Genomic DNA, 25,468 nt, shown 5'->3' with positions numbered 1-25,468 from the left:
TTATCTCTGTCAAGCCGGGTAAGTATAACCACGAATGCGCCAAAATGCTCACCGCCCGGACCGCTTTGCCCCAACTTTAACTATTCGTTGTCCGTCCTCCACTTGCGTACCTCCCGCCAGGCGTAGCTTTCGTCTTCCCACCGCAACAGTTCCGTCATGTTGTTTCCCTTGTAATTCAGGAACCACATTTCGATGATGCGCTTGGCCGCGTCGTTGCCCAGGGAGAAATCCAGAAAGTTCTCTACCTGCAGCGTCCGCAGGCTGGTATCTGCCGGTACCGCAACGATCTTGGTGTCAATTTCCCCGCGGTCGCGCAGCATGAGCGTCGCGATGGGCAACACCCGCATTCGGGTACCGGTGGGCTGGCTTTCACCGATAACGAGCACATCCAGCGCGTCACCGTCTCCCCCGCGGCGCTTCTCGACCGAAGTGGAGGGCACGAATCCGTAGTTGCCGGGATAGGGCAGGAAATCGATGATACGTTCGGATCCGTCGGCGAGTGTGTCGTTGGCAAAACCTATACCGGGAAAGTATTCAATCTTGTGGTTGGTGCCTGCGGGAATTTCAATGATGACGTTCAGGGCGTCGCCGTCGGTGCTCGGCAGATCGTAGACCTCCGGCAGGGGCTCCGGGGCCGTCTCCACTACCGGTTCCGGGCGGTCGCAAGCGACCATCAACAATAAACACGAAGCGATCAATATGCGCATACGAAAGTGGGTTTGACCCGAAAAGGGGCACAAGGTTCAGAAAATCCCGCAAATTGGAATCAGGATTCGAAATAACCCAGGGTGCCCCCTACCCAACTCTTACCCTTGTTGTAGCGTACGCCGATCATCTCCCCCTTGGATAGCCGCACCAGGTTGTTGATCAGTACCGGACGTTCGCTGTCGGGCGGCCACAGGTACATCATGCGGAGCTCGACCTTCGCGGGCTCGTCGGGGGTTTCCACGATGGGGGCGTATGTGACTTTTTTCTGCAGGATATAGTGTTCGGGATGTTCTACGGCCTGCAGGTCTTCCAGCGTGGGATGGAGGTTCACGCCAAGTCCGGCAAAGCTGTACAGGGGTTTGAGTACGTAGTCCGACAGGTTGGTCGGATAGTGTTCCAGTTCGGAAAGGAAGTGGGTCTCCGGCACGTAGGGACTGTCGATGAAGGGTAAACTGTACTTGCTGATGAGGAAAAACCAGTTGGGGTGCCCGGCCCATTCCACCTCGGCCGCCTCGATCAGGTTAAAGCGTCGCTGCAGATCGGTCCTGGCCTTCAGTTCATCAAAGATGACGCGGTTGAAAATGCGCTTGATCTGCGTGCGTTGGCCCTCGTGATCGTAGTATAGTTTACCGTCCTCCAGTTCCACTTCGCTGATGCACACCTCGGCGATCCCGAGTTCGGCGCAAGCGACCACAAAATCGATGCGGGTGGTCTGCCCCTTCGGATCTACTTCCAGCAGGATGACGTTCTTGGGGTCATGACCGGCAAGGATCACGTCGCGAAGCGTCTGCAGGTACTGCTCCGGCGTGCTGCCGTCGAAGCGGGCGGAGAAGCCTTCCGGGATGGTGAAGAAGCGGCGGAAACTCCGGTCCAGCAAAGCCTGAAAGTAGTACAGCGAGGGGAAGCCCTGTACCTCCACCAACTGGGGTACGATCTCACCCGTGGTACTCCGGCACACCCCGAAATCCAGTTGCAGGAACAGGGGCCGGTCGTTCTGCCCGGGCACGAACTCCCCCGGTGGAATAGCCGCCGCGGCCTTTTCGGCGTAGTCGGGGGCGGTAACCACTTCTAGTACGTCGCGACAGGCAGCCAGCACGTGCTCCCGGAAAGCCCGCGGGAAGAATACTGGCGTCTCGCAGACGTGAAATTTCGGGTCGTGATTATACTGCCCGCCCAGCCAGCTGAGCATGGCCTGGTAGGCTTCGTTGGTAAAGGTTTCGTTGTAGCGGCGGCGTATGGCGGGTATCATAGGTTACGTAACCGACGCCTTCCGGACATGTTTGTTGCTAGCCCCGCGCCACCGCCACCGGGTCGGTCTGGTCCACGGTCCCTACCCCACCATCGTGGTCGAGGTCCTGGTGGAAGATGCGCTCCATCAAGGAAAAGAGTTCCGGGTGCTTCTGGGCGAAAGCGGCGGGCCGGTTGAAGAAATACTCCGCGGCCACGGCGAAGAATTCGGCCTTATTGGTCAGGGCGTAGTCGTCGATGTCGGAATCCCCCTTTTGGATGGCGGCCATCTCGGAACGAATCATTTCAACCCAGGGGATGAGGTACTGCTTGTCGAGAAAGTAGTCGGGTATGCCGTCCGTATCCCCGTCGGCCTTGTCGAGCAGGTGGGCGAATTCGTGGATTCCCGTGTTGTTCCTCCCCGGGTTCTCAAAACCCGTGCGCAGCGCTTGCTGGCTCAGCAACAACTTCCCGTTCAGGTAACCGCCCCCGACCATGCCGGCGATGGTGCGCCCCTCCCCTTCCGTGGCAAAGGTTTCCTGATTGAAAGTGTTGGGGTAGAGCAGCACCTCCCGCAGTTTGGGATACTGGTTCCAGTCTTCAAAACCAAAGGTGGGAATGATGCCACTGGCGGCCACCAGCACGCGGTCCAGTTCCGTCACTTCGGTGTCGATACCGGTAATCCGAACGCGCTGGAAGAAGTACCGCATACGCTCTTGGAAGCGCTGCTTGTCCTTGCGGTCGAGCGTCTTGTAAAAGGTGACTTTATTGCGTAGGAGTCTACGCCATTGCTTGCGGAATTCCGGCAGTGGCCCCACGGGCTCGTCGCGGAAAATGTAGTACAGCAATCCGCCGGCCAGGGCGAGAACGATCAAGGCTACGACGGTGGCGGAGACGGCCATTCGGTTGGTTTTTTTTGCGGGGGCGCAGGTGCAGCGCTAAATCACTTAATGCCGTGAGCGGTGGTAAATGTTCGGTGCACGGCCGTGATCCACCATACCGCCCGTGCCGTAAACCATGGCAACCGTGAGGTACTGCAACTGACCGGTGCTCTATCTTGCGGCCATGAACGTACTTGACCGCTTTCTTCGCTACGTCAGGGTCGATACCCAGTCTGACCCCCACTCCAACAGCCAGCCCTCCACCCTTAAGCAAATGAACCTCGGCCGCATGCTGGTGGACGAACTCCACGCCCTCGGCATCGCGGATGCCGAACTCGACGGGTACGGCTACGTGTATGCCACCTTACCGGCTACGCCCGGACAGGAAGATCGCCCCGTGATCTGCTTCTGCTCGCACATGGACACCAGTCCGGACGCCAGCGGGACCGGCGTCAAGCCCATCGTGCACCGCAACTACCAGGGCCAGGATATCGTGCTGCCCGACGATCCCAAGGTGGTGCTGCGCGCCGACGACCTGGAGGGCCTGCGGGCCAATATCGGCCACGACATCGTGACCGCCAGCGGCACCACGCTGCTCGGTGCCGACAACAAGTCCGGTATCGCGGCCATCATGGCGGCTGTGGAGCACCTGCAGGCGCACCCCGAAATCCCCCATGGCAAGTTGCGGATCCTCTTTACGCCGGATGAGGAGATCGGTAGGGGCGTCAATGCAGTGGACATGGACAAACTTGGCGCAGACTTCGGCTACACCATCGACGGGGAGGCCCGGGGTAGCCTCGAAGACGAAACCTTCAGTGCCGACGCGGCGTCGGTCGTTATTGCCGGCGTTTCGGCCCACCCGGGCTTCGCAAAAGGCAAGATGGAAAACGCGGTGAAGATCGCCGCCGAAATCGTGGCGGCCCTGCCCCGCCAGGGACTGAGTCCCGAGACCACCGAGGACCGTGAAGGCTTTATCCATCCGGTCGAGATTACGGGAAAAGCGGAAAGCGCCCGTATCGACTTCATCCTGCGCGACTTCGAGACCGAGCAGCTGGCTGACCACGCCGCGGTGCTGGAATCCATCCTGGAAGAAACGCGGCAGCGGTATCCCAACAGTTTCATCCATCTGGAGACCAAAGAGCAATACCGCAATATGAAGGAAGTACTGGATGAGCATCCGCGGGTCACCGCACTGGCGGAGGCGGCCATTCAGTTCGTGGGCCTGACCCTACGGAGGGCCCACATTCGGGGCGGCACGGACGGTTCGCGGCTCAGTTTCATGGGGCTGCCGTGCCCGAACATCTTTGCCGGGGAACACCATTTCCATTCCCGCTACGAGTGGGCCAGCGTCTTCGAGATGCAGAAGGCAGCGGAAGTGATCGTCGCCATTAGTCGACTGAACACAACGACCCCATGAGTACGATCTGGAAAACCGCGCCGGAAGTAGAGGCCATGAACGCCATGGGGCGCAACACCCTGGGCGAGACCCTGGGCATACGCTTCGTTGGGGCCGGTGACGACTACCTGGTGGCGGAAATGCCCGTCGACCACCGCACGGTCCAGCCGGTGCGTGTCCTTCACGGGGGTGCCTCCGTCGCCCTGGCAGAAACACTCGGCAGCGTGGCGGGCATCCTGGCCCTTGACGATCCCGAGACCTTCATGGTCGTGGGCGTGGACATCAACGCGACCCACTTGCGCAGTGTGCGGGAAGGGGACACGGTGCGGGGAACGGTACGTCCGGTTCGTATCGGACGCACGGTACAGAGCTGGCAGATCGACATCACGGACGGACGAAACAGGCTGGTGTGTACGTCACGTCTGACCTGCCAGGTAGTAAAAAGACGGTAAAAACGGAAAAAATTTACCGCGGACGGGAATGCGTAGAAAATTGGGTTTCCGCGCATCCGGGCTGCGGATCGCCTGATTTTGCGTAAAAATGCCGCACCAAATTAGGAAAGTAAACCTGGTGCCACGGCTCACGTTGCATTCATAGCACCTGCGGCCCCGCCCAATGCTTTGACGGTCAGGCCTTACTGCTTTAATTTTACATTACATAGATACCCATCCATTATGATTAAGTCCACTTACGTTAAATCCAAACAGCAATACAAAGTAGCCTTTGAGCTGCCCGAAGACCGGGTGGGCAAGGACCGCGACGTACGCGTGTTGGGTAACTTCAACGACTGGAACTGGGACAACGGTCTGAAACTGTCACCGGGCAAGAACGGCTACACCGGCACCACCTCCCTGCCGGCCGGTCACTACGAATTCCGTTACCTCGTCGACGGCAACCACTGGCACAACGACGACCACGCCGAGGACTACGCCGACAGCGGTCACGGAACGCAGAACTGCTGCTTCAGCCTCGAACAGGTAGAGGAGCCGAAGAAGACCACCAAGAAGGCCCCCGCCAAGAAGGCGGCACCGAAAGCCAAGGCGGATGGCAAATCCACCACCAAGATCCAGGCCGCCGACTCCGCTCCGGCCAGCAAGCCGGTAGTGACGCCGAAGAAGAAGGCCGCCCCCGCCAAGAAGGCCGCCAGCAAATCCACCACTGCCAAGGGCGATGACCTGAAGAAAATCGAAGGCATCGGACCGAAGATCGCCGGACTGCTCAATGAGGCCGGCATCAACACCTACTCGGACCTGGCCAAGGCCTCCGAAAAGCAACTCGCCGACGTACTGCAGAAAGCAGGCGCCCGCTTCCGCCTGGCCAAACACGATACCTGGCAGGAGCAGGCCCGCCTGGCCGCCGCCGGCAAGACCGACGAGCTGAAGAAGATGCAAGACCAGCTTAAGGGCGGTCGGAAATAGTCTTCCACGCCTCCCCAAAAGTGCTAAAAACCCCTATTCACTGCGCGTGGATGGGGGTTTTTGCTGTGGTACCAACATCCCCCGACCTTTGGTGTTAAGCCCGTAAGAACACCACTACTAATCTAAATTTTCGTCTGTGTCAACTGCCGTTACCGCTCACTCCCTTTTTACCGATTACGACATCAACCTTTTCCGCGCCGGCAAGAACTTCCGGATCTACGATAAGCTTGGCAGCCACGTCATCGAGGTCGACGGAAAGCGCGGCACCTACTTCGCCGTCTGGGCGCCCAGCGCCAAGTCGGTCAGCGTAATCGGGGACTTCAATCACTGGGACCGCAACGCTCATCCCCTTTTCCCTCGCTGGGACAGCAGCGGCATCTACGAAGGCTTTCTGGAAGGTGTGGAGTCCGGCACTATCTACAAGTACGCCATCGAGGCGCAGAACGGTGAGCAACTCGAAAAGGGCGACCCATACGCCCGCCTTTGGGAAACGCCGCCAAAAACGGCGAGCATCGTCTGGGATACCTACTACGAGTGGGAGGACGAGGAGTGGATGAAGAACCGCTACCAGCACAACGGCATCGACCGCCCGTACTCCGTGTACGAAGTCCACCTGGGCAGCTGGAAAAAGAACAAAAAGAACGAGAGCCTGAGTTACCGGGAGCTGGCCACCGACCTGGTCGAGTACGTCAGCAAGATGAACTACACCCACGTGGAGTTCCTGCCGGTGATGGAGCACCCCTACTTCCCCAGCTGGGGCTACCAGATCACGGGTTACTTCGCGCCTTCGAGCCGATTCGGCGGGCCGCAGGACTTCATGTACTTGGTAGACAAGCTGCACGCGGCCGGTATTGGTATTATCCTGGACTGGGTACCCAGTCACTTCCCCAACGACGCCCACGGACTGGCGCAGTTCGACGGTACCCACTTGTACGATCACGCCGATCCGCGCAAGGGCTTTCACCCCGACTGGAAGAGCGCCATCTTCAACTACGGTCGCAACGAGGTGCGCTCGTTCCTGATCTCGAACGCCCTGTTCTGGCTGGACCGCTACCATATTGACGGACTGCGGGTCGACGCCGTGGCTTCAATGCTGTACCTGGATTACAGCCGCAAGCAGGGGGAATGGATCCCGAACCAGTACGGCGGTAACGAGAACCTGGAGGCAATAGAGTTCATCCGGGAATTCAACGAGGCCGTGTACCGCGACTATCCGGATACCATGACCATTGCCGAAGAGTCGACCGCTTTCAGCGGCGTGAGCCGTCCCACCTACGTCGGGGGACTCGGCTTCGGCCAAAAATGGATGATGGGCTGGATGCACGATACCCTCAAGTACTTTAAGCACGACCCCGTCCACCGCAGTTACCACCACAGTGAGTTGACCTTCTCGCTGGTCTACGCCTTCAGCGAAAACTTCATGTTGCCCCTGAGCCACGACGAAGTAGTACACGGCAAGGGCCCCATCATCGACCGCATGCCCGGCGATGAATGGCAGCGCTTTGCTAATATGCGCCTGCTGTATGGCTATATGATGACGCACCCCGGCAGCAAACTCAACTTCATGGGCGGCGAATTCGGTCAGACGACGGAATGGAGCATCGAGCGCGGCATCGACTGGGAACTGACCAAGTACAAGCCCCACGCTTCGCTGCAACAGTACGTTGCGGACCTGAACCAACTGTACCGGTCGACCACCGCCCTGTACGAGATGGCCTACGATTCCAAAGGATTCGAATGGATCGACGGCGGCGACCACCAAAACAGTGTGCTCAGCTACCTGCGCCGGGGAAGGGATGAAAATGACATGGTAGCCATCGTGCACAACCTGACCCCCGCGGTGCGCCACAAGTACCGCGTCGGTGTACCCTTCGAAGGGGAATACGCACCGGTCATTAACAGTGATGACGAACGGTACGGTGGCACCGGCAACTTCAAGCAGCAGGTGATGAAATCCGTACCCAGCGAATGGAACGGTCGGCCCAACCACATCGAGCTGACCCTGCCACCATTGACCACTTTGGTATTCCGCTACCAGGCCCCGAAAGCCAAGGCGGCACCGAAGGGAAAGGCTAGAACCAAGAAAACGGAAGACGCCAAGTAATACTTCCCGCTAAAAGAGGATGCAGACCGGAATGGGGGCTTTCGTACTATCTACGAAATCCAACATTCCGGTCTCTTTGTTTCGGCGCAGGCTGGTCAGGTTTTTGGAGCGCTGGTTGGCGACAATCAAGAAATCCTCGGCCGGGGAAAGGGCGAAATTTCGGGGCCAGTCGCCAGCCACGGATTCGTACTCCAGTGGAGTAAGCGCACCCGACTCTTGGTCAATGCGGTACACGACAATGCTGTTGTGCCCCCGGTTGGAGCCGTAGAGAAATTTCCCGTCGGAGCTGATGTGGATATCGGCGCAGAAGCTTTCCCCGGTGAAATCTTCCGGCAGGGTCGACCAGCTTTCGATCACTTTCAGGGATTCGCCTTCGCGGCTGATCTGGGTGACGGTACTGTTCAATTCATTAATGACGTAGATCCACCGACCATTTGGGTGGAGATCCAGGTGACGGGGTCCGGCCCCTTCCTGCATAGCTACGGCCGGTGGCGATGCGGGCAGGAGTTTGTTGCTGACGGCATCAAGGCGGTAGTGCCAAACTTCGTCGGTACCGAGATCGACCGCCAGGACTTCGGAATCATCGTTCAGAAAGTACGAGGAGTGTGCGTGGGGTGTTTCCGCCCCTCTTTGCCGGTGGTCTTGCAGGTCGAGCGGTGGCGTGAGCGTACCATCCGCCTGCAGGCGCAGCAATTCCAGGTTGCCGCTGCCGTAGTTGGCGACGGTTACGAAACCATTGGCGCTGACGTTGACGTGGCAGGGACCTTCTCCGCCGGCGGTTTGTCGGTTGAGGCTGCGCAGTTCGTCTTCGTCGACGGCGAAGGAAGCCACGCGGCCCGGCTCCCCGGAGAGCTGCTCGACGGAGACGACTATGGATCGATCGGCGTTGTAGGACAGGAAGGAAGGGTTGGTAGCTTCGGCTACGCGACCCTGGTTGGCGAGGTTGCCCTGGGCGTCAAGCGTAAAGCGATAAATGCCGGGCTCGTGAACGCCGGGGTCGTTATAGGTGCCCAGGAAAAAGGAGGTGGGTATTGGTTCGGGCATGGCTGTCGTCTGGGGCGGGGTGGTACAGGCGGCGAGGATAAGGAGGAGAAAAAGGGATATCAGGGGGGACAGGCGCATGTGGCAGACGTCGGATGTGGCAGATCAGTAAAAATGGCAGACGTCGGACGTCTGCCATTTTGTCAACACCTAAAAGTACCCATATTCTCCTAATGCAGTATGCCCAATTGTAGGAGTGCATTTCCCATAGCCACATTGCACACGCAGTCCTGCGGATCGATGAGTCCGGCGTACTCATTGAAAGAACTGTAGCCCCACTCCGAGGGGTGATCTACCAACTGGGCCTCGACCGGATTAAAGTGCACGTACCGGAGCCCCCGGTGAAAGGGATTGTAGTGGTGCTTGCTCTTGGTTCGCTGTTGAAATCGTGAGCCGGTCAGCCCGTTTTCCCTGTTGTAGGCTTTGGTAAAGCCCATTAGCGTACGCTTTACGGCATCGCTCACACCATCAGTGGGCAAGCGCGGCATTACCTTATCCGAGAAGAGCAAATAATCCTCCACCGGGTCTTTCGGGGCGATCAAAAGATGGAAATGATTAGGCATGATGCAATACCCCAGCAGGTGAGCTATGCCGTCAAAATTGGTAATGACTTTCCTTAGGAAGAAGCTGTAATGCCGGTCGCTGGTGAAAAGCGTCTGCCGGTCATTGGCTCGATTATAGAGGTGGAAAACAGGTGTAGTGGAGGGAATAAGTAAAGTGTTCATGGGAGGATTGATTGGTTGAAGCACCAATAACCGAGTCCCCACTCTACTGAGGGTGGAGTGATGTTAAATTTTGGCAGACGTCCGACGTCTGCCAAAATGGCACGACTGTCACGTCCGACGTATAGTACTATCTACTACCACCCCACCCGCGCCCCCACGAACCAATTCCGTCCCGGTGCCGGCTGGTAGTAGCGCCCCCCGAACTGTGGGTTCAGGTCGTTGCCGAAACTCATGACCTCATCCAGGAGGTTGCTGCCACCGGCGAAGAAATCCCAGCGCGTAGCCCCCAGTCTGCCGCGCCAGCCCGCGCGGGCCCGCACCAAGTGGTAAGACTCCCCGTACACCGTATTGCCGTCGTTAAGGGGGATCTGGTCGGTGTAGTTTTCGGTGACGGTGGCGTAGAAGCCCTCTGCCCGACCGGCCGTTACCTCCAGGTTGACGACGTGGGGGGCGGTGCCGGGCAGGCGGTTGCCGGAGAAGTCTTCCCCGCCCCGCTCGTAAGCATCGTAGGCGAAGTCGTGCCAGGTATAGCTTCCGTATACCTGCAGCCAGTCCAGTGGGCGGTAGTCCAGGGCTAACTCCACGCCGCGCTGGTCGGTATTGCCGGCGTTACGGAACAGCGTGGTGCCCCGGGCGTCGGAATACGTGCTAATAGCATTGTCAAGTCGCAGGTAGAAGAGCACGAGTTCATATTGGAAAGTACCGCGGGCACCCTTGGCCCCCACCTCGTAATTGAGCCCGCGCTCCGCCGCCAAACCGGTATTCAGGCTGCCCTCGTTGGTGCGGAATTCGTCGAGGGTGGGCGGACTGAAGCCGCTGCTCACGCTTGCGTACACGCTGTACCCCCCAAAGTCGCGGAGCACCGAAAGGCGCGGACTCACCACCGGCGCGATGTCGCTTTCGGTGATGCCCGTATTCCCCTCCCCGTCGAAGGTGCGATCGACGCGGTAGTGCAGGTCACTCAGACTGAGGCCGGCCGCCAGGCGCCAGTCGCCCAGATCGTAAGCGGCCTGGGTGAATAGGATCTGTTGCCGGCTGGTGATCTCGTCGCTGAAGTTCAACTCGGCCGGCTTGCCGCCTTCGTTGCCGAAGTTGTTGGCCATGCGGTACTGCAGTTGCGATTCCGCTCCCGCGGAAAGTTTCAGCACCGAGCGGCCGAGCGGCAGGGTGTAATCAAAGGCGGTACGGCCACCCACGCCGAGGTTGGTCTCGCGCTTGTAGTCGAAGTTAAAGGGGTGATCGAAATAGAAACCGGTTCCGTACACGGTCGTCTGGTTCGACCAGCGCCCGTCGCCGCGCCAGTTGTGGGTGATACCCAGCAAGAGGTTGTCGTAATTGATGCTCGCGTTGGTTTCCGCGCTGCCGGGGCGGGCCTGCCGACGGTTCTCGCCGTACTGCTCGGCGTTGAGGCCTCCGGGCAAGTCGTAGCCCAACCGGGTATACAGGGCGTGCAGGGTCAACTCCCGATCGGGGCTGGCGGTCCAGCGCGTCGACAACTGGGCGGTCTGTCGGCTCAGCGCACTGTGGTCGCGGTAGCCGTCGGTCTGTTGGTGGGCCAACCTCAGTTGATAGCCGGTGGTGGCCGACTGGCTTTGCACCTGCGCTCCCGCCTGAAAAAAGCCGTACGAGCCGTACGAGGTATAGGCCTCGCCCCGCCCGGCCAGGGTATCGGTAGCCAGCAGCAGGGTACCCGCCGTACCCGCCCCGTAAAGGCTACCGGCCGGCCCCCGGATCAGCTCGACGCCGTCGATATTGTTGATGTCCAGGAAGTTAAGCTGGGTATCGCCCCCCGGCTCGGTGAAGGGTATGCCATTCCAGTAGATTTTAATGTTGCGGACGCCGAAGGGGCTGCGCAGCGTGCTGCCCCGTACGCTGATCCGGTAGCTGCCCGGGGCGCGTTGCTCGAAGCGGACGCCCGGCAGGCGGTTCATGGCGGGCAGGAGGTCGCCCGTGGGGATAAGTTCGAGCTCGGCCGGTTCCAGGGTGCTCACGCTGGCCCCGACCCGGTAGCCGGGCACCCCGTCGCGGAAACCCGTGACCGTAGCCCCGGGCAGGGTATAGAGTGTGTCGGTCTGGGCGTGCAGTGCGCCCGCCAGGAAAAGCAACAGAAGAATGCGGTACATCAATCGGAGTTATAGTCCGGTTAAGGATCGACCCCGCCGACTTGTTTTGCGCCGCGGCAAATCGGAGGCACAATTCCCATAATTGCTTACCCCCTCTCTATCGGACAGGTCATGCAGTGGCTTCCGCCGCGCCCCCGGCTCAACTCGGCGCTGGGCAGGGTGATGATCAGTTTTCGGAGGTTCTCGCGGTCGAGGTCGCCGGAGGCAATTTCCGAAAGCACCTTCTCCGCCGTCATGATCCGGTACCCGTTGCGCGCCAGGGCCTCGGCGGTGACGGGGTTGCGGTCGTAAGTCAGGGCGACACCCGGTGAGATGGCCACCAGGTTACAGCCGTCGGTCCACTGCTCGCGCTCCTGGAAGGGGCTGCGGCCGTCGCCGGCGGCGATGAAATTGGCCTGGGGGTCGATTTCGGCCAGGATGCACTCCTTCAAACTGGTGAAGGTGACGGTCTCGCCCGAACTGCGCCAGATCTCGACCCCGGCCTGCCGCCCGCCCTCGGCGATGATGGGCTGGTAGCACACGTAGTCGTGGGTGTCGATCTGGGTAAAGATGGTGTCGAGGTGCATGAAACTCCGCTCGGCCGGCACGCTCACGCGCACGACGTTCTTCACCACGCCCTTCTCAAAGAGGCGGTCGGCAAGCTGGCGGATGCTGTAGGTGTTCGACCGCTCGCTGTCGCCCACCAACAGGTAATCGCGGTTGAGCAACATCACGTCGCCGCCCTCGATGCAGACCTTTTCCCCGAGCCGGCTGGGCGGGAACTGGTCGACGTTATTGAGGTTGATGACGCGGCCCTCGTTCCACATTTCGGCGAACATCGGATGGGCCACGATCAGGAGGCGCGTCAGGAAGTTCTCGCGGCTGCGGGCCTGCTTGGCTGCTTTGGTAACCAGGATGTGGTCGTTGATCGTTACGGCGATGTCGCGGGTGAAAATGAAGTTAGGGATCGGGTCGAAGAGCACGCGGTCGGATTCCACTTCGTAGCCGGTGATGAGCACGTTGGCCAGGGCCTCGGGCGACAGTTCCTTGAGTTTATCGACGTACCGCATCGGCAGCTCTTCCCAGCCTACGATCAGGGCCAGGCTTTCGGCGGTGGCTTTGGGGGAGGCGGCGATGGCTTCGGCCAGCAGGGTACTCATTTCCAGGACGCTGTCGGGCCCGATGATGGTCCGCAGCACCTTGGTAAACACGTCGTGCTCTTCCTGCAGGCGGGGCAGGTAGACAATGTCGTCGAACAGCAATTCTTCCGCGCGGCGCGGCGTAATGGTGGCCGTGCCGGCATCGGGGCGGTGGACGATGACGCGGCGCAGGGGGGCAATTTCAGAATTTACTTGGATGGGCATACGGGCTAAGGTAGGGCGGGCACGCAGGTGCAACGCATATTCTAAAAAAAAGCTAAAATTATTGGTTTGATCCTACGAAGCTCCGGAATTTCGCCGTTAGCCACTTAACGTTCCGCTGACCCTTCTACCTGCCGTCGCTATGAAACCATACCTCTTCTGTCTGTTCTGCCTGCTCTCCTACACTTCCCTTTCCGCTGCCGCCCCGGTCGACTACGCCGCCCCCTTCACCTGGACGGCGGAAGAAAACAGCGAACAAGAGGCGTACATCGCCCGCTTCCGGACCATCGCCATGCAGGAAATGGAGCGCACGGGCGTACCGGCCAGCATCAAACTGGCGCAGGGTATACTGGAAAGCGATAGCGGGCGCAGCTACCTGGCCCGGACGGCCAAGAATCACTTCGGCATCAAGTGCGGCAGCAACTGGAACGGCGACAAGGTCTATCGCGAGGACGACGACTACGACGACCGTGGCCGGCTCACCAAGAGCTGTTTCCGGCAGTACCGCAATGCCGACGCCAGCTACGTGGCCCACTCGGAGTTCCTCCGCGACCCCAAAAAGAGCTTCCGCTACGGCTTCCTGTTCCGTCTTTCGCCCACCGACTACAAGGCCTGGGCCCACGGTCTGCGCAAGGCCGGCTACGCCACCAATCCCCGCTACCCGGAACTGCTCATGACCCTGATCGAGCGCCACAACCTGCACCAGTACGACGTGCCCGGCGTGATCGACCCCGTGGACATTGAAGTCCCCGTCGAAGAAGCCATCACCGGCATCCTCAACACCAACGACGTCAACTACTACATCAGCGAGGCACCCGTGAGCCTGCAGCATATCGCCCGCCAGGTCGACCTGAGCGTGCGTCGCCTGCTGGATTACAATGAGGAGCTGGTTTCCGAAAACCAGACCGTTGCGGCCAACGAGCGGATCTATCTCCAGAAAAAGCGGCGCAGCTACCGCGGTCCCGAGCAATACCACGCCGTAGCCCCCGGGGAGGACCTTTACGATATTGCCCAGCGCTACGGACTGCGCATCCGCAACCTGGCCCGCCGCAACCGCCTCGGCGAACAGGCCGACCCCGCCACCGGCGAACGCATCAAGCTTCGCGGCTGGCGCGTCAAAACGCCGCCCCGCCTGGAGCGTGACGGCGGCGTGGATCCGCAACCGCCCACCCCCACGGCTCCCGCGCCCGTCGACCGGCCCGATCCCGTAACCCCCGACGAAGACGGTTTTCTGGACATGGGCGAGCCGATCTCACCCAACACACCTATGCCTGCCCCCGACCCGCGGCCCGCGGTGAACCCCGAACGCCCCGTCGTGACGCCCCCCGTATCCGTTCCGGAATCCAATCCCAACCAGCCACAGGCCGTGTACCACGCCGTTCGGGCCGGCGAAACCCTTTATGCCATCAGCCGCCGCTACGGGGTGAGTGTGGAAGACATCAAACGGATCAACGCCCTTTCGGGCAACACCATCTCGGTTGGCCAACAGCTGCGGATCCGCTAATTTGCGTCCATGCGACTACTCTGCCTGTTCTTGATTTGGTGTATGCCGGGGCTCCTTGCCGCGCAGATCATAGATGAACAGGGGGAGTACGGAGTCGACTGGGGCGGCTACCTCTTCGGAATGCGGGGCGGCGCGAGCCTGGGCACCCAGGATTGGTCCAGTTTCGAGACCGAGGTCAACCTAGGCTACCACGGCGACCTTTTCCTGGAGTCCATCCCCTCACAGGGGCGCTTCAGCTTCTGGGGCCAACTGGGGTACCACCAACGCGGCAGCCGCATCCGGCGGCAACGGGCCTTCACCTTCCAGGGCAACCCCGTCATCCTACCCGCCGATAATTTTGTGTTCAACAACCTGTCGCTGGGCATCGGGGGCAAGCAAGTGGTGAGTTACCTCGGTGCGGCGGACCTCTACTACCTCATTGGCGTGCGGGCGGAGTACAACCTGAGCACCAACCTGGGCGACTACGACCAACTGACCTCATACGGCAGTGTCGTGCGCAACGTCTACCCTTTCGATTCCTACGAATTCATCAACCGCTTTACCTACGGTGCCAGCGTAGGGGGTGGCGCGATAGTGGCGCTTACCGACGGCATCGGAGGCTTCTTGGAAGTGACCGCCCATCCCGATCTGAGCTTTCAGTACAATCAGGGACCGATCAACAACGTAATCGATCCATACGGCGGGGGCAATACCACGATTGGCGAGAGGGCCATCCGCAATTTTACCGTGGAGCTTTCCATCGGTCTGCGGTTCCTTAGAAAATGGCGCTATATCGACTGACATGTCTTTGGGCTCCTACTTTCGCGGACTTAGCCACCTGTTCTTTCCCGCCCTCTGCCTGGGTTGCCGCAGGGCCGTAGACCGGTGGGATCAACTGCTTTGCGTGGCCTGCGAGGCGGGCCTACCCCCCAACGACAGTTACCGTTACCCGGAGAATGAAGTCACGGACCGGCTGGCCGGCCGCCTTCCGCTGGTCTTCGGGGCGGCGGCCTACACCTTCCGGGAGGGAACGGTGTGTCAGCGGCTCATTCACGACCTTAAATATCACCACCGGCCGGACGTGGGACGGAAACTGGGCCGACGGTTCGGGGAGCGCCTAAGCCAACTTCCTGCGCTCGATGACCTTTCAGGGATTGTGCCGGTACCCATCCACCGCCGCCGGCGACACCAGCGGGGCTACAACCAGGCGGAAGCCATCGCCGAGGGGCTGTCCGGAGCCCTGGGCGCCCCTACCCTGGCGAAAGCACTGCGGCGCCGGTCTTTCCAGGGGTCACAGACCAAACGCGGGAAACTGGAGCGGCTTGAGAACGTGCGCGATTCGTTCGCGCTGGGGTCGGGGGATTTTTCGGGCCGGCACCTTATGCTGGTCGACGACGTGCTGACGACCGGTGCCACCCTTGACTTCTGCGGCAACGTGCTGCTGGAAGCGTTTCCGGATGTCAGGCTGAGTGTGGCGGTCCTGGCCGTAGCCGAGAGGTAGCGTGCGCTAATCCCCCGCGAAAGCAAGGGCGGCGTGGGCGCGCTCCCGAGGATTCTTAATGTCGTTCAGCGGCGCGAAATCGCCCCGGACAGCCTTGAGGGCGGTACGCTCCCAGTCGATCTCCTGCCGGGTCCGAAAACCCATTTTACGCAGGGCCACCAGCGGGGGGCACCAGCCCTGGATACCGTGCTGTAAGAGAAAGGTGGCCACGCCGGCCGACAAAAGCAACCACCGGCGGTCGATGGTATATCCGAGGACCAGTCCGGCCAGGGTCAGGGTGGAGGCGTTGGTTTCCAGCATGCGCTCGACGTCCCATTCTTCCGACAATTCCCGCAGGCGGGTGGCGATGGCATCCGGATGTCCGGCCAACTGCTCCACCCGGGAAAGGATCTCTTCCCCAATCTGCCGGTTGGCCTCCGGAGAGGATTGGTCACTTACTAGGCCGGAGGGTTGGTGCTCCAGGGGTTGATATTGCGTATCCATGGCGTGCGGGTTGATTTTTCCAAAACCAGCCCGTTTGGCGATATGTTTTGGTTGCCTGCTTAGTCGCAGTATTCAAGAGCAGCTGGGGCACGGCACCAACCTGGGGCCCGGGGGGCGGGAAGACGACGATCACCTCGTTTTACGGCAGGATGACCCGCGATTCTGCACCGTAAGCCGGCACATTTTACATACCTTTGCGCATGGAAGACAACAAAAGTATCCCCGACCGCTTCGCCGAACAAGGCCTGACCTTCGACGATGTACTGCTGCTGCCCGCGTATTCCGAGGTATTGCCGCGCGAGGTCGACCTTTCCAGCCAACTCACCCGTGGCCTCCGTCTGAACGCGCCTATCGTTTCCGCCGCCATGGATACGGTGACCGACGGACGTCTTGCTATTGCGATCGCCCGCCAGGGGGGAATTGGTATCGTCCACAAAAATATGAGCATTCAACAGCAGGCCGAACAGGTCCGCATGGTGAAGCGCTCGGAGTCCGGCATGATCGTCGACCCCGTTACACTCAAGCACGATGCCACGGTAGCCGACGCCAAGAACCTGATGGCCCGCCACCGCATCGGCGGAATCCCAATCGTCAACGACACTTTCGAACTGGTGGGTATCCTCACCAATCGCGACCTGCGCTTCGAAACGGCCTCTTCCCGGCCGATCAGCGAGCGGATGACGACCGACAACCTGATCACGGCACCCGTCGGCACCAACCTGGAACAGGCCAAGCAGATCCTGCAGGGCTACAAGATCGAGAAGCTGCCCGTGGTCGACGACAGCGGCAAGCTGGTCGGCCTGATCACCTACAAGGACATTCTGAAGGTCCAGAATTACCCCAACGCCTGCAAGGACAGCTTCGGTCGCCTGGTGGTCGGCGGCGCAATCGGCGTAACCCCCGACATGCTTGACCGCGTACAGGCACTGGTGGACGTGAACGTCGACGTGATCACCATCGATACGGCCCACGGCCATAGCCGCGGCGTACTGGACGCCGTGCGCAAGACCCGCGATACCTTCCCGGATTTGCAGATCATCGGCGGCAACGTGGCCACCGGTGCGGCGGCCAAGGCCCTGGCGGATGCGGGGGCTGACGGCGTCAAGGTCGGCGTCGGACCGGGTTCGATCTGCACCACCCGCATCGTGGCCGGCGTGGGTGTACCGCAACTCACCGCGATCGCCAACGCCGCCGCCGCCCTGAAAGGCACGGGAATTCCGGTGATCGGCGACGGAGGGATCCGGTACTCCGGCGATATCGTCAAGGCCCTGGCGGCCGGCGCTTCCACCATCATGGCCGGCAGCCTTTTTGCCGGTGTGGACGAAAGCCCGGGGGAGACCATCCTTTACGACGGCCGCAAATTCAAGGTTTACCGTGGCATGGGATCGCTGGGGGCCATGAATAAAGGAAGCAAGGACCGCTACTTTCAGGACGTGGAGGACGACGTCAAAAAACTGGTGCCCGAAGGCATCGAAGGCCGCATCCCCTATAAGGGCAGCCTGGCTGAGGTGGTTAATCAATACCTCGGCGGACTTCGCGCGGGAATGGGATACTGCGGCGCGGCCACCATTGCCGATCTGCAGCGGGCGGAGTTCGTCCGCATCACCGGTGCGGGTATGACCGAGAGCCACCCACACAATATCACGATTACGAAGGAGGCACCCAACTACAGCCGGCGGTAAAGCCTACTGCAGCGCATCATTCGTTTCCAATTGTCGGCGGTCCAGCACGGCTTGGGTCAGCCGTTGGGCCTGTTGTTCCAGGTCGATGTCGAGCAACTCCCGGTTCACCCGGATAACCGTTGCGCGCTGCTCCGCGGGGAGCTGACCGTAGCCCCGCAGGGCTCCGATGATGGATCCGGCCACGGCCGCTACGGTGTCGTTATCCCTGCCGTAATTGACGATGAATTCCATGGCGGGCTGAAACTGGTATTCCGTAAAAAGCAGGGAGGTGATCGTAATGAGGTAGATCTCGGCGGCGTGAAAGGGGACATCCTGCTTGGCCTCGTCGAGCAGGGCGTACGCCTTAAGCGTCCGGGCATAAGTGAGACTGTCGTAGGGGTAGCGATCCGGCAACCGGAAATCCATTGCTCGTGCTTCTTCCGGCGTAAGGCGTTCCGCCACCCTTACGATGCTTCGAGCTTGCTGGAACAGTCGGTAGGCTACCCGGCCGATCAGTCGGGACCGGAAAAAGTTCTCGGGGTCCACTTCCCGCACCACCTTGAGAAAGTCATCCGGCGTAACGTCGGGTTGAAAGGCGATCGCGGTCAAGGCGGCAGTAAGTCCGGAGATATCCCTGGCGTAGCCCAGGTCGAACAGAGAGGTTTCGTAGGCGGCGCGGTAGGCCGCTTCCGGCCGACCGGGATAAACTGCCCCGAAAACCGGACTGTACAGCATGCCCGCGCAGGACATTTCTCCCCCGTAAAAGCGCGAAAGGGCATTACGGTAGTCGTCGACGTCCCCCTCGGCGTACGCCCTGGCTACCGTGGCCCACTCTTGCAGCCACGCCACGCGTCGCATAGCGTCCTCCAGGGGTTCCGGTTCCAGTCCCGATACGTCCTTTAACGCCTCTACCCTCCTGCGATACCGTTCGTTCAGGTAATGAGCGAACCGTTGCCCGCTGAACGTCAGCGGCCGGGAGTTACTGCGTGCGTCGTGCTCGGTGAGGCTGTAGTCGACCATCAGGTTTTTCCAGCGGGTATCGTCGGTGCCCGCGCCCGGCGGCAGGTTGAAGGCCCAGGGCCCTTCCGGGCTCGGTTCGCGGAGCACCATGTCCAGGCTGTCTACGTGGCCGTACTCGTCGCTGATGGCGGGCTGGCTCCACATCTCCGTTGGTGCCCCCATGGCGTCGCCGATTGCGGACCCGACAAGGAGGCCGAGAATCTTGTCGTACAGCAGGCTGTCGGGCAGGCGCACGTCCTGGTAATCGGATTCACTGTAATCCACGGTGGAGGGGGAAGTTGGGGGTACCGTGGGTTGCGAAGGATCGGCCTCACGGCAGTGCAGGATGGTGATCAGCAACAGCGACAGCAGCGCCGGGAGGCCTGATTTCAAGTGGTTAAAGTTTGGCCTAAGATAAAAAAAGGCCCGCCGGATAACCGACGGACCGCTTACATACACTCACCTTATCTTATACGCTTAGTTCGTTTGTTGTTGTAACCCAGCCTCTGGACGGGTGTTCAATTTTGTGAAAATAATTTCTGCTTACTGATAATATCGTCGGCGGTGGGCCAAAGTCGAAATACAGCACCCGCGATCCGTCCGGATTGTGAACGAATGCCACAAGTCCACGTACTCCTTTGTTCTATAGCGCCGGCACGGTACTTTTGCCGCCCAAACGCGAACTGCCGATGAAGACTAACCATATACTGGTCGCCCTGACCCTGATCCTGCTCACCGCCCTGGGCTGCAACTCCGAGGACTGCCTGTCGAGCGACGCCAGCATTGAAGAATACTTGTCGGACAGTATTCCGGCCGTGGAGCTGTTCCTGGACAACAGTCCAACGGGTCTCTACTACATCATCCAAGAAGAGGGCGATACGGTGCAGCCCACCCTGTCCAATTCCGTGACGGTATTCTACTCCGGGATGACCACCAACGGAGACATCTTCGACCAGACGGGGTCTTCCCCGCGCACTTTTGTCCTGGATAACCTGATCCGCGGTTGGGAACTGGGCATACCCCTAATTGGCCAGGGCGGGCGTATTCGGCTGTTCGTCCCTTCGCGGCTGGCCTACGGCGCCAGTCAGGCCGGGGATATCTGCCCGAATTCCGACCTCATCTTCGATATCGAATTGGTAAGCGTTCAGTAAAGTCTTCCGTATCAGACAACTGGAACACCACGAGATCCCGTCCGGAGCCAGGACCTGGCCCATCACCCTGCTCTGCGCCGACTGGACCGATCCCCGAAACGTGGGGTCAGCCTTCCGTCTGGCCGACTCGGCCGGTCTGGAACGTCTTATTCTGTCCGGAACCACCCCGCGCCCGCCCCACCCGAAGATCCGGAAGACCGCCCGGGCAACGGAAGGGGCCGTAGCGTACGAATGCGTGGATGATGCCGTAACCTATGTGGCCGCGGCCCGCGATCGCGGCGCGGTCATACTTGCCCTGGAGATCACCGATGCCAGCGTTTCCCTATTCGATTATACGCCTCTCGCGCGGGAGGTGGTACTGATCGCGGGCAACGAGGCGGGTGGCGTACCACCGGCCTTGCTCGCATGCTGCGACGCCGCGGTGCACCTGCCCATGTACGGGCGCAATACTTCCATGAACGTGGCCGTAGCGCTCGGGGCGGCCGTGTATCTACTCCTTATGAAGTTGCAGTAGCGACTGCACGTCGGCATCGTTTTTGAGTTCCGGGTGCCAGTTGAACAGCAGGTCGTGGTCCTCGTAGTACTCCGATAGCGTCTCGTTAAGGAGCGCAAGCGCTTCCTTGCGTCGTCCGCAGAGAATCAGAATTGCGACCCGGCCGTAAGCCAGTGCTGGATCGTCCAGCGAAAGGGAGATATCGCGCAGCATATCCAGCGCCTCGGGCTCCCGACCGTTTTCGACCAGGAAGAGCGCGTAAGACACGTAGGCGTCGCTGAAATCCTCATCCATTTCAATGGCCTTCAGAAAGGCCTGTTCGGCTTCCAAGGGGGCATTGGTGGCGGAACTGCACAGGGCGAGTCCGAGCCAGCAGTCGGCGGTATGGTTGGGCAGCTCTACGGCGCGGCCGTAGTTGTAGGCGGCTACCCCCCATTTCTCCTCGGCCACGCAGCACTCGGCGATGTACTGGTAGATGTCGTACATCTCGGGATCAAGCTCGAGAGCACGGAAGTAGGCCTTTTTGGCGGGCCCGAGCTCGTCCAGCATCTGGTAGCTGCGTCCGATACGCATGCAGGTCTCGTAGCTCTCCTCCGCTTCGTCGGATTCGAAATAGGCGTTGTAGGCGCGCAAGGCGGGCTCGTACATCTCAAGATCGAACAGCTTGTCGGCGTATTCCAGGTCGTAATTGCTCCGCGACTCGTTGAGGGACCGCGCGTTGGCGAAAGCTTCCAGGGCTTCCAGATCGTCGCCGCCGTCGTCGTGCCACAGGCCCAGGTAGAACCAGGTGACGTCGTTGAAGGGGTCGGCATTGGCCTGCTGCTGCAGTAGGGTGCCAATTTCACTGCGGAAGGCGGAGAGCTCGGGTGCGTTGAGCAATTCGTCGTAGGCCGGTTCCTGGTAGGGGTCGAGCCGGATAGCTTCCGAGAGGGCCGCGAAGCTTTCCCGGTAACGGTCTTCCTGCATGCACAGGAGTCCGTCGAAGAATGCCAGCAGGCTCAGTTTCTCGTCCTCGTCCACTACGTTGTACAGCTGGTCGAGGGCGGCGCGGGCGGCCTCCCGGTGTTCGAAGTGAACGAAGACCTCCAAACGAAGCATCATCACCTCCTCGTCGTTGGGGGCGTAGATGTTGAGTTGCTCCAGGGTGGAAAGGGCCTCTTCCTCTTCCAGGTTGATCTTGTGGATCAGGGCCTTCCATTTGTAGAAATCGGGGGTATAATGGTGCTGGCTGATGGCCAGGTCCGCGACTTCGAGCGTTTGATCGTAGTCGTGGTGACCAAAGTAGTGCACCAGTAATTCCTCAAATTCCTCCTCGGCCAAAAATACGGTCTCCCCGCTGTGAGCCCCTTTTTCATACCTGGCCACGAGGGCCATCAACGCTTTTTCGCGCTGGTCGTTGCTCTTTCTATTCATACCGTATAGTGCCCCCGGCTTAGCCACCTGGGCCATTGGCTGGGGATCGTGGTAAAAATACGGTTAATGGGGCAGAAAGTTGCAATCCGCCCGTCGCTTAACGGTCTCTTGACAAGCGGCGGTCGTTCCGGTTTGCGAGCATTGTTATCCCCCGCGGCCGCTGCACCAAACCTTACCTTGGACTCTCCGCGTTACAGCAGCACGCCGCCGACTATACCATTTCGGTTCCCCGACCGTTTAGGGTGCGGCCACACTGAATTTTCCACCAAGCCGACGCACTATGTACCGCCTTTTACTCCTGTTCTTCCTGCCCTGTTTTTCCGGGCTGCTTACCGCCCAGACCCTGTTCAACGTTCGGGTCGGCACCTTTCAGGACGTCAAGGCGGACGACTTCATCGACCTGCGGGAACTGGGCTTCGTCTACGGGCAACCCCGGGAGGGACAGCTGACGGACGTCTACCTCGGCAACTACACCAGCCGGGAGAAGGCGGAAACGATCACGAGCCAGCTTCGCGATCGCGGCTTCCGGAATGCCGCCGTAGCCCCTCTGGCCGAGCAGCCTGCTGAGGAGGCCACCTTTATCCAGGTCGCCCTGCGGAGCCGCAATCGTTCCCTCGACTGGCGCGCGCTGGAAAAAGCCGGCAAGCTGTTCGTGGATGCCACGGACGGCGTGACCAAGGTGGTCACGGGCCCCTACCCCAACCCCGAAGCCGCTAACCAGGCCCTGTCTGACATCCGCGGGCTCGGCTACGGAGACGCCTTCGTGCGTTCCATCCGGCGTTCAACGCTCATCCCCGTCGGCACTTTCGAAACCGGCATCAAGAAGCCTCTGATCCCCATAGAATTGCGCCAGGTACCGCCTACGGCACCCGCTGCTGAAGCCGCTACTGATTCCAGCGCGGACGCAAAGCCGACGAGCCAGCCCGGCGTCCCGGTCGTGGCAGATACCCAGTCCTCCGCCGCGACAACGCCAACCCCAACTCCTCCAGCCACCGAAACGCGGGGTGAAGAACCGACTGGCGGCAGTGCCACTGCACCCCTGACTCCCCCCGTTACCCGGCTGCCGGAGATCGACGGAAAGACCAAACGCCATTCCGCCGCTGAACTGCAGCGCGTACTGAAGGAAAAGGGCTTTTACGATGGAAGCATCGATGGGTATTACGGTCCGGGCACCACGGCCGCCTACCGGCAGGCCTGGGAAAAGATGGACGGCCTGCGTAAGTACCGCATCCTCTCCGAAGCCCGTAACATGGCCGAAGCCGGCGCCGGACTCGACTGGCCGGAACTGCGGCTGACCGCCACGATCACCGAGGAGCTGGCAGCCGGACAACGGAGTCAGGAGCGCGCCGGCGAGATCGCCGACCAGCGCGGTCAACTGCTCAAGGCATCCAAACCCCTTGATGCGGCCACCGCCGCCCGCGCCCGTGGCTGGGAAACGACCGTGTGGAAGAACCTGGACTCCTGGGCCAAAGAAGATCCCCTGCACGCGGCCATCGTAAGCGCCCTGCGGGTAGGCTACTACCAGTCGCAGGCCCGACTGGAAGCCCTGTATCAATCCCGCGGACTGGGACCGATCGAAGCGCGCGACCTGGCTACCGCCGCGCTGGAAAATCTATTGGGACCTGACCTTTACCGCTTTCTCTAGAAGGGGGCGCAGAAGGCTTATTCCTCCTCCATGGAGAGCTGTACGCCGTCGTAGTATTCCCGCTCTTCGATGATCATCTTGTAAAGCAGGTCCTTGAGGTGGGTGATGCCCTCCCCGGTGATGGCCGACACGTACAGGTGCGGTAGGTCGTCGGGAATTTCTCCGGCCCGTAGGCGCTTCAGTTCTTCATCCACCATATCGGCCCGCGTGAGTGCCAGTACGCGGGGCTTGTCGAGCAGTTCCGGATTGTAGTTCCGCAACTCGCTCAGCAGGATGCGGTACTGTCCGCGGATATCGTCGGCATCGGCCGGAATGCAGAACAGCAGGGTGGCGTTGCGCTCGATGTGGCGCAGGAACCGATGTCCGAGTCCCTTTCCTTCGTGGGCTCCCTTGATGATTCCCGGAATATCGGCCATGGCAAACGACTTTCCGTCGCGGTACTGTACCATGCCGATGTTGGGCACCAGGGTCGTGAAGGCGTAATTGGCGATTTCGGGCTTGGCGGCCGTTACTACCGACAGCAGGGTGCTCTTGCCTACGTTCGGCAGGCCCACCAGCCCTACGTCGGCCAGCACCTTCAGCTCCAGTATGTACCAGCCTTCCGTGCCCGGCTCCCCGGGCTGGGCGTAGTCCGGACTTTGGTTGGTGCTGGACTTGAAGTGGCTATTGCCCAATCCGCCGCGGCCTCCTTCGAGGATAACCTGTTGCTCCCCGTGCCGGGTAATTTCGAACAGTATTTCCTGGGTCTCCGCGTCGCGGGCGATCGTTCCGAGGGGCACGTCCAGCACCACGTCGGCGCCGGTGGAACCTGTCTTGTTGTTCTCGCTGCCGCGCTGGCCGTGCTCGGCGCGGATGTGCTTCTTGTACTTGAATTGGAGCAGGGTCCACAGGTTACGGTTGCCGCGCAGGATGATGTGCCCGCCCCGGCCGCCGTCGCCGCCGTCGGGCCCACCCTTGGGGATGCCCTTGGCGCGGTAAAAGTGACGGGATCCCGCACCCCCGTCGCCGGAGGTCAGGTTGATCTTGACGTAGTCAACGAAGTTTGCTTTTGCCATACTATTTATCCAACGGCTCAGCGGCCGTGGTGTGCACTAATCGGCGTCCAGACCGTTGCTGATGATGGCGTCGATCTCGGCGGAGACGGCCTCAGGCGTGAGCGTACCGTCTACCCGGCGCGCCAGTCCCAGATTGTCGTAAAAGTCGAAGACCGGCGAGGTGTAGTTGACAAAATTCTCGTAGCGCGTACGGATGACTTCCTCCTTCAGGTCGTCGGCCCGCCCACTGGTGGCGGCGCGGCCCAGAATGCGCTTGACGATGGTGTCGGCATCGACGTCCAGCAGGATGAGGGCGTTGATCTGGCTGTTCTTTTCCTCCATCAGTTCGTTGAGGGCGGCCGCCTGAGGGTCGGTGCGGGGGAACCCGTCGAAGATGATGCCCGTAACGTCGGGGTGCTGGTCGACCCTCTTGCGCAGCATGGCGATGGTCACCTCGTCGGGCACCAGATGGCCGGCATCCATGTAGGAGCGCGCCTCCTGGCCCAGGGGGGTATTGCGGCTCAGCTCCTCCCGGAACATGTCGCCCGTGCTGATGTGGAGGAAGTCGTGTTTGTCCACCAATAGCTGTGCCTGGGTCCCTTTACCGGATCCCGGGGGGCCAAAAAGGATCAAATTGTACAT

General features: G+C 60.6%; 23 protein-coding genes. 11 read left to right on the top strand and 12 right to left on the bottom strand.

Going from position 1 to position 25,468, the window contains the following annotated elements; all coding sequences use genetic code 11:
* Positions 1-80: 80 nt before the first annotated feature.
* The 3 genes from E4021_RS10420 to E4021_RS10410 are packed head-to-tail and all read right to left on the bottom strand — an operon-like array spanning position 81 to position 2,837.
* The gene (locus E4021_RS10420) at positions 81-707 is read right to left on the bottom strand and encodes an inorganic diphosphatase (RefSeq protein ID WP_246050274.1); all 627 of its coding nucleotides are present in this window, start codon (positions 705-707) and stop codon (positions 81-83) included.
* Positions 708-766: 59 nt separating this feature from the next.
* Positions 767-1,957, bottom strand: coding sequence for a hypothetical protein (locus E4021_RS10415; RefSeq protein ID WP_136459103.1), 1,191 nt, complete (start codon positions 1,955-1,957; stop codon positions 767-769).
* A gap of 37 nt (positions 1,958-1,994) precedes the next feature.
* Entirely contained in the window at positions 1,995-2,837 is an 843-nt protein-coding gene (locus E4021_RS10410) for a M90 family metallopeptidase (RefSeq protein ID WP_136459101.1), read from the bottom strand.
* A 163-nt stretch (positions 2,838-3,000) separates the two neighbouring features.
* Here E4021_RS10410 and pepT point away from each other — a divergent pair, with 163 nt between their 5' ends.
* The 4 genes from pepT to glgB all read left to right on the top strand — a co-directional run bounded on the left by pepT (position 3,001) and on the right by glgB (position 7,734).
* Positions 3,001-4,233 (top strand): peptidase T, encoded by a 1,233-nt coding sequence (pepT, locus tag E4021_RS10405; protein ID WP_136459099.1) that lies wholly within the window; start codon positions 3,001-3,003, stop codon positions 4,231-4,233.
* Positions 4,230-4,664 (top strand): hotdog fold thioesterase, encoded by a 435-nt coding sequence (locus E4021_RS10400; RefSeq protein WP_136459097.1) that lies wholly within the window; start codon positions 4,230-4,232, stop codon positions 4,662-4,664. The genes pepT and E4021_RS10400 overlap by 4 nt, the downstream gene beginning before the upstream one ends.
* A gap of 222 nt (positions 4,665-4,886) precedes the next feature.
* On the top strand, positions 4,887-5,630 hold the full coding sequence (locus tag E4021_RS10395; protein WP_136459095.1) for a helix-hairpin-helix domain-containing protein: 744 nt from the start codon (positions 4,887-4,889) through the stop codon (positions 5,628-5,630).
* 136 nt (positions 5,631-5,766) lie between these two features.
* Positions 5,767-7,734: a 1,4-alpha-glucan branching protein GlgB gene (gene glgB, locus E4021_RS10390; RefSeq protein ID WP_136459093.1), complete on the top strand. Its 1,968-nt coding sequence runs from the start codon at positions 5,767-5,769 to the stop codon at positions 7,732-7,734.
* 9 nt (positions 7,735-7,743) lie between these two features.
* On the opposite strand, the gene E4021_RS10385 is transcribed toward glgB, so the two are convergent.
* The 4 genes from E4021_RS10385 to E4021_RS10370 form a co-directional block, all read right to left on the bottom strand.
* Positions 7,744-8,856 (bottom strand): lactonase family protein, encoded by a 1,113-nt coding sequence (locus E4021_RS10385; protein WP_136459091.1) that lies wholly within the window; start codon positions 8,854-8,856, stop codon positions 7,744-7,746.
* 89 nt (positions 8,857-8,945) lie between these two features.
* Positions 8,946-9,500 carry a transposase gene (locus E4021_RS10380; protein ID WP_136459089.1) on the bottom strand — a complete coding sequence of 185 codons (555 nt, stop codon included), beginning with the start codon at positions 9,498-9,500 and terminating at the stop codon, positions 8,946-8,948.
* Between the two features lie 134 nt (positions 9,501-9,634).
* Positions 9,635-11,623 carry a TonB-dependent receptor family protein gene (locus E4021_RS10375; protein ID WP_136459087.1) on the bottom strand — a complete coding sequence of 663 codons (1,989 nt, stop codon included), beginning with the start codon at positions 11,621-11,623 and terminating at the stop codon, positions 9,635-9,637.
* An 86-nt stretch (positions 11,624-11,709) separates the two neighbouring features.
* Positions 11,710-12,966, bottom strand: coding sequence for an arginine deiminase family protein (locus E4021_RS10370; protein WP_136459085.1), 1,257 nt, complete (start codon positions 12,964-12,966; stop codon positions 11,710-11,712).
* Between the two features lie 139 nt (positions 12,967-13,105).
* Here E4021_RS10370 and E4021_RS10365 point away from each other — a divergent pair, with 139 nt between their 5' ends.
* The 3 genes from E4021_RS10365 to E4021_RS10355 are packed head-to-tail and all read left to right on the top strand — an operon-like array spanning position 13,106 to position 15,947.
* Positions 13,106-14,467 (top strand): glucosaminidase domain-containing protein, encoded by a 1,362-nt coding sequence (locus tag E4021_RS10365; protein WP_136459083.1) that lies wholly within the window; start codon positions 13,106-13,108, stop codon positions 14,465-14,467.
* A 9-nt stretch (positions 14,468-14,476) separates the two neighbouring features.
* Positions 14,477-15,247: a hypothetical protein gene (locus E4021_RS10360; RefSeq protein WP_136459081.1), complete on the top strand. Its 771-nt coding sequence runs from the start codon at positions 14,477-14,479 to the stop codon at positions 15,245-15,247.
* 1 nt (position 15,248) lies between these two features.
* On the top strand, positions 15,249-15,947 hold the full coding sequence (locus E4021_RS10355; RefSeq protein WP_136459079.1) for a ComF family protein: 699 nt from the start codon (positions 15,249-15,251) through the stop codon (positions 15,945-15,947).
* Between the two features lie 6 nt (positions 15,948-15,953).
* Here E4021_RS10355 and E4021_RS10350 read toward each other — a convergent pair whose 3' ends face one another.
* Positions 15,954-16,430, bottom strand: a complete 477-nt coding sequence (locus E4021_RS10350) for a hypothetical protein (RefSeq protein WP_211097000.1) — start codon at positions 16,428-16,430, stop codon at positions 15,954-15,956.
* A 200-nt stretch (positions 16,431-16,630) separates the two neighbouring features.
* Here E4021_RS10350 and guaB point away from each other — a divergent pair, with 200 nt between their 5' ends.
* Entirely contained in the window at positions 16,631-18,112 is a 1,482-nt protein-coding gene (guaB, locus tag E4021_RS10345; protein WP_136459077.1) for an IMP dehydrogenase, read from the top strand.
* 3 nt (positions 18,113-18,115) lie between these two features.
* Here guaB and E4021_RS10340 read toward each other — a convergent pair whose 3' ends face one another.
* The gene (locus E4021_RS10340) at positions 18,116-19,483 is read right to left on the bottom strand and encodes an ADP-ribosylglycohydrolase family protein (RefSeq protein WP_136459075.1); all 1,368 of its coding nucleotides are present in this window, start codon (positions 19,481-19,483) and stop codon (positions 18,116-18,118) included.
* A gap of 296 nt (positions 19,484-19,779) precedes the next feature.
* Between E4021_RS10340 and E4021_RS10335 the strand changes: the two genes are divergently transcribed.
* Positions 19,780-20,241, top strand: coding sequence for an FKBP-type peptidyl-prolyl cis-trans isomerase (locus E4021_RS10335; protein WP_136459073.1), 462 nt, complete (start codon positions 19,780-19,782; stop codon positions 20,239-20,241).
* A gap of 10 nt (positions 20,242-20,251) precedes the next feature.
* Positions 20,252-20,755 (top strand): TrmH family RNA methyltransferase, encoded by a 504-nt coding sequence (locus E4021_RS10330; protein WP_136459071.1) that lies wholly within the window; start codon positions 20,252-20,254, stop codon positions 20,753-20,755.
* On the opposite strand, the gene E4021_RS10325 is transcribed toward E4021_RS10330, so the two are convergent.
* Entirely contained in the window at positions 20,732-22,147 is a 1,416-nt protein-coding gene (locus tag E4021_RS10325; RefSeq protein ID WP_136459069.1) for a tetratricopeptide repeat protein, read from the bottom strand. The genes E4021_RS10330 and E4021_RS10325 overlap by 24 nt on opposite strands.
* Before the next feature lie 280 nt (positions 22,148-22,427).
* On the opposite strand from E4021_RS10325, the gene E4021_RS10320 reads away from it, so the two are divergent.
* A complete protein-coding gene (locus E4021_RS10320) occupies positions 22,428-23,792 on the top strand; it encodes an SPOR domain-containing protein (RefSeq protein WP_136459067.1) in 1,365 nt (454 codons plus the stop codon).
* Between the two features lie 17 nt (positions 23,793-23,809).
* On the opposite strand, the gene obgE is transcribed toward E4021_RS10320, so the two are convergent.
* Both obgE and E4021_RS10310 read right to left on the bottom strand, forming a co-directional pair.
* Positions 23,810-24,847 (bottom strand): GTPase ObgE, encoded by a 1,038-nt coding sequence (gene obgE / locus E4021_RS10315; RefSeq protein WP_136459065.1) that lies wholly within the window; start codon positions 24,845-24,847, stop codon positions 23,810-23,812.
* 36 nt (positions 24,848-24,883) lie between these two features.
* Entirely contained in the window at positions 24,884-25,405 is a 522-nt protein-coding gene (locus E4021_RS10310) for an adenylate kinase (protein WP_246050273.1), read from the bottom strand.
* Positions 25,406-25,468 lie beyond the last annotated feature (63 nt).

It is taken from the genome of Neolewinella litorea (assembly GCF_004803465.1).
GTDB lineage: Bacteria > Bacteroidota > Bacteroidia > Chitinophagales > Saprospiraceae > Neolewinella > Neolewinella litorea.
This window is presented reverse-complemented; position numbering and strand designations above follow the sequence as displayed.

Bases quoted from the DNA above. Each gene is read 5' to 3' on its own strand.
- E4021_RS10415 (WP_136459103.1), bottom strand. From the start codon at position 1,957: ATGATACCCGCCATACGCCGCCGCTACAACGAAACCTTTACCAACGAA.
- pepT (WP_136459099.1), top strand. From the start codon at position 3,001: ATGAACGTACTTGACCGCTTTCTTCGCTACGTCAGGGTCGATACCCAG.
- E4021_RS10325 (WP_136459069.1), bottom strand. From the start codon at position 22,147: ATGAATAGAAAGAGCAACGACCAGCGCGAAAAAGCGTTGATGGCCCTC.
- E4021_RS10385 (WP_136459091.1), bottom strand. From the start codon at position 8,856: ATGCGCCTGTCCCCCCTGATATCCCTTTTTCTCCTCCTTATCCTCGCC.
- E4021_RS10365 (WP_136459083.1), top strand. From the start codon at position 13,106: ATGAAACCATACCTCTTCTGTCTGTTCTGCCTGCTCTCCTACACTTCC.
- E4021_RS10410 (WP_136459101.1), bottom strand. From the start codon at position 2,837: ATGGCCGTCTCCGCCACCGTCGTAGCCTTGATCGTTCTCGCCCTGGCC.
- E4021_RS10395 (WP_136459095.1), top strand. From the start codon at position 4,887: ATGATTAAGTCCACTTACGTTAAATCCAAACAGCAATACAAAGTAGCC.
- E4021_RS10400 (WP_136459097.1), top strand. From the start codon at position 4,230: ATGAGTACGATCTGGAAAACCGCGCCGGAAGTAGAGGCCATGAACGCC.
- E4021_RS10370 (WP_136459085.1), bottom strand. From the start codon at position 12,966: ATGCCCATCCAAGTAAATTCTGAAATTGCCCCCCTGCGCCGCGTCATC.
- E4021_RS10350 (WP_211097000.1), bottom strand. From the start codon at position 16,430: ATGGATACGCAATATCAACCCCTGGAGCACCAACCCTCCGGCCTAGTA.
- E4021_RS10375 (WP_136459087.1), bottom strand. From the start codon at position 11,623: ATGTACCGCATTCTTCTGTTGCTTTTCCTGGCGGGCGCACTGCACGCC.
- E4021_RS10360 (WP_136459081.1), top strand. From the start codon at position 14,477: ATGCGACTACTCTGCCTGTTCTTGATTTGGTGTATGCCGGGGCTCCTT.
- E4021_RS10320 (WP_136459067.1), top strand. From the start codon at position 22,428: ATGTACCGCCTTTTACTCCTGTTCTTCCTGCCCTGTTTTTCCGGGCTG.
- E4021_RS10420 (WP_246050274.1), bottom strand. From the start codon at position 707: ATGCGCATATTGATCGCTTCGTGTTTATTGTTGATGGTCGCTTGCGAC.
- E4021_RS10355 (WP_136459079.1), top strand. From the start codon at position 15,249: ATGTCTTTGGGCTCCTACTTTCGCGGACTTAGCCACCTGTTCTTTCCC.
- E4021_RS10380 (WP_136459089.1), bottom strand. From the start codon at position 9,500: ATGAACACTTTACTTATTCCCTCCACTACACCTGTTTTCCACCTCTAT.
- obgE (WP_136459065.1), bottom strand. From the start codon at position 24,847: ATGGCAAAAGCAAACTTCGTTGACTACGTCAAGATCAACCTGACCTCC.
- E4021_RS10335 (WP_136459073.1), top strand. From the start codon at position 19,780: ATGAAGACTAACCATATACTGGTCGCCCTGACCCTGATCCTGCTCACC.
- guaB (WP_136459077.1), top strand. From the start codon at position 16,631: ATGGAAGACAACAAAAGTATCCCCGACCGCTTCGCCGAACAAGGCCTG.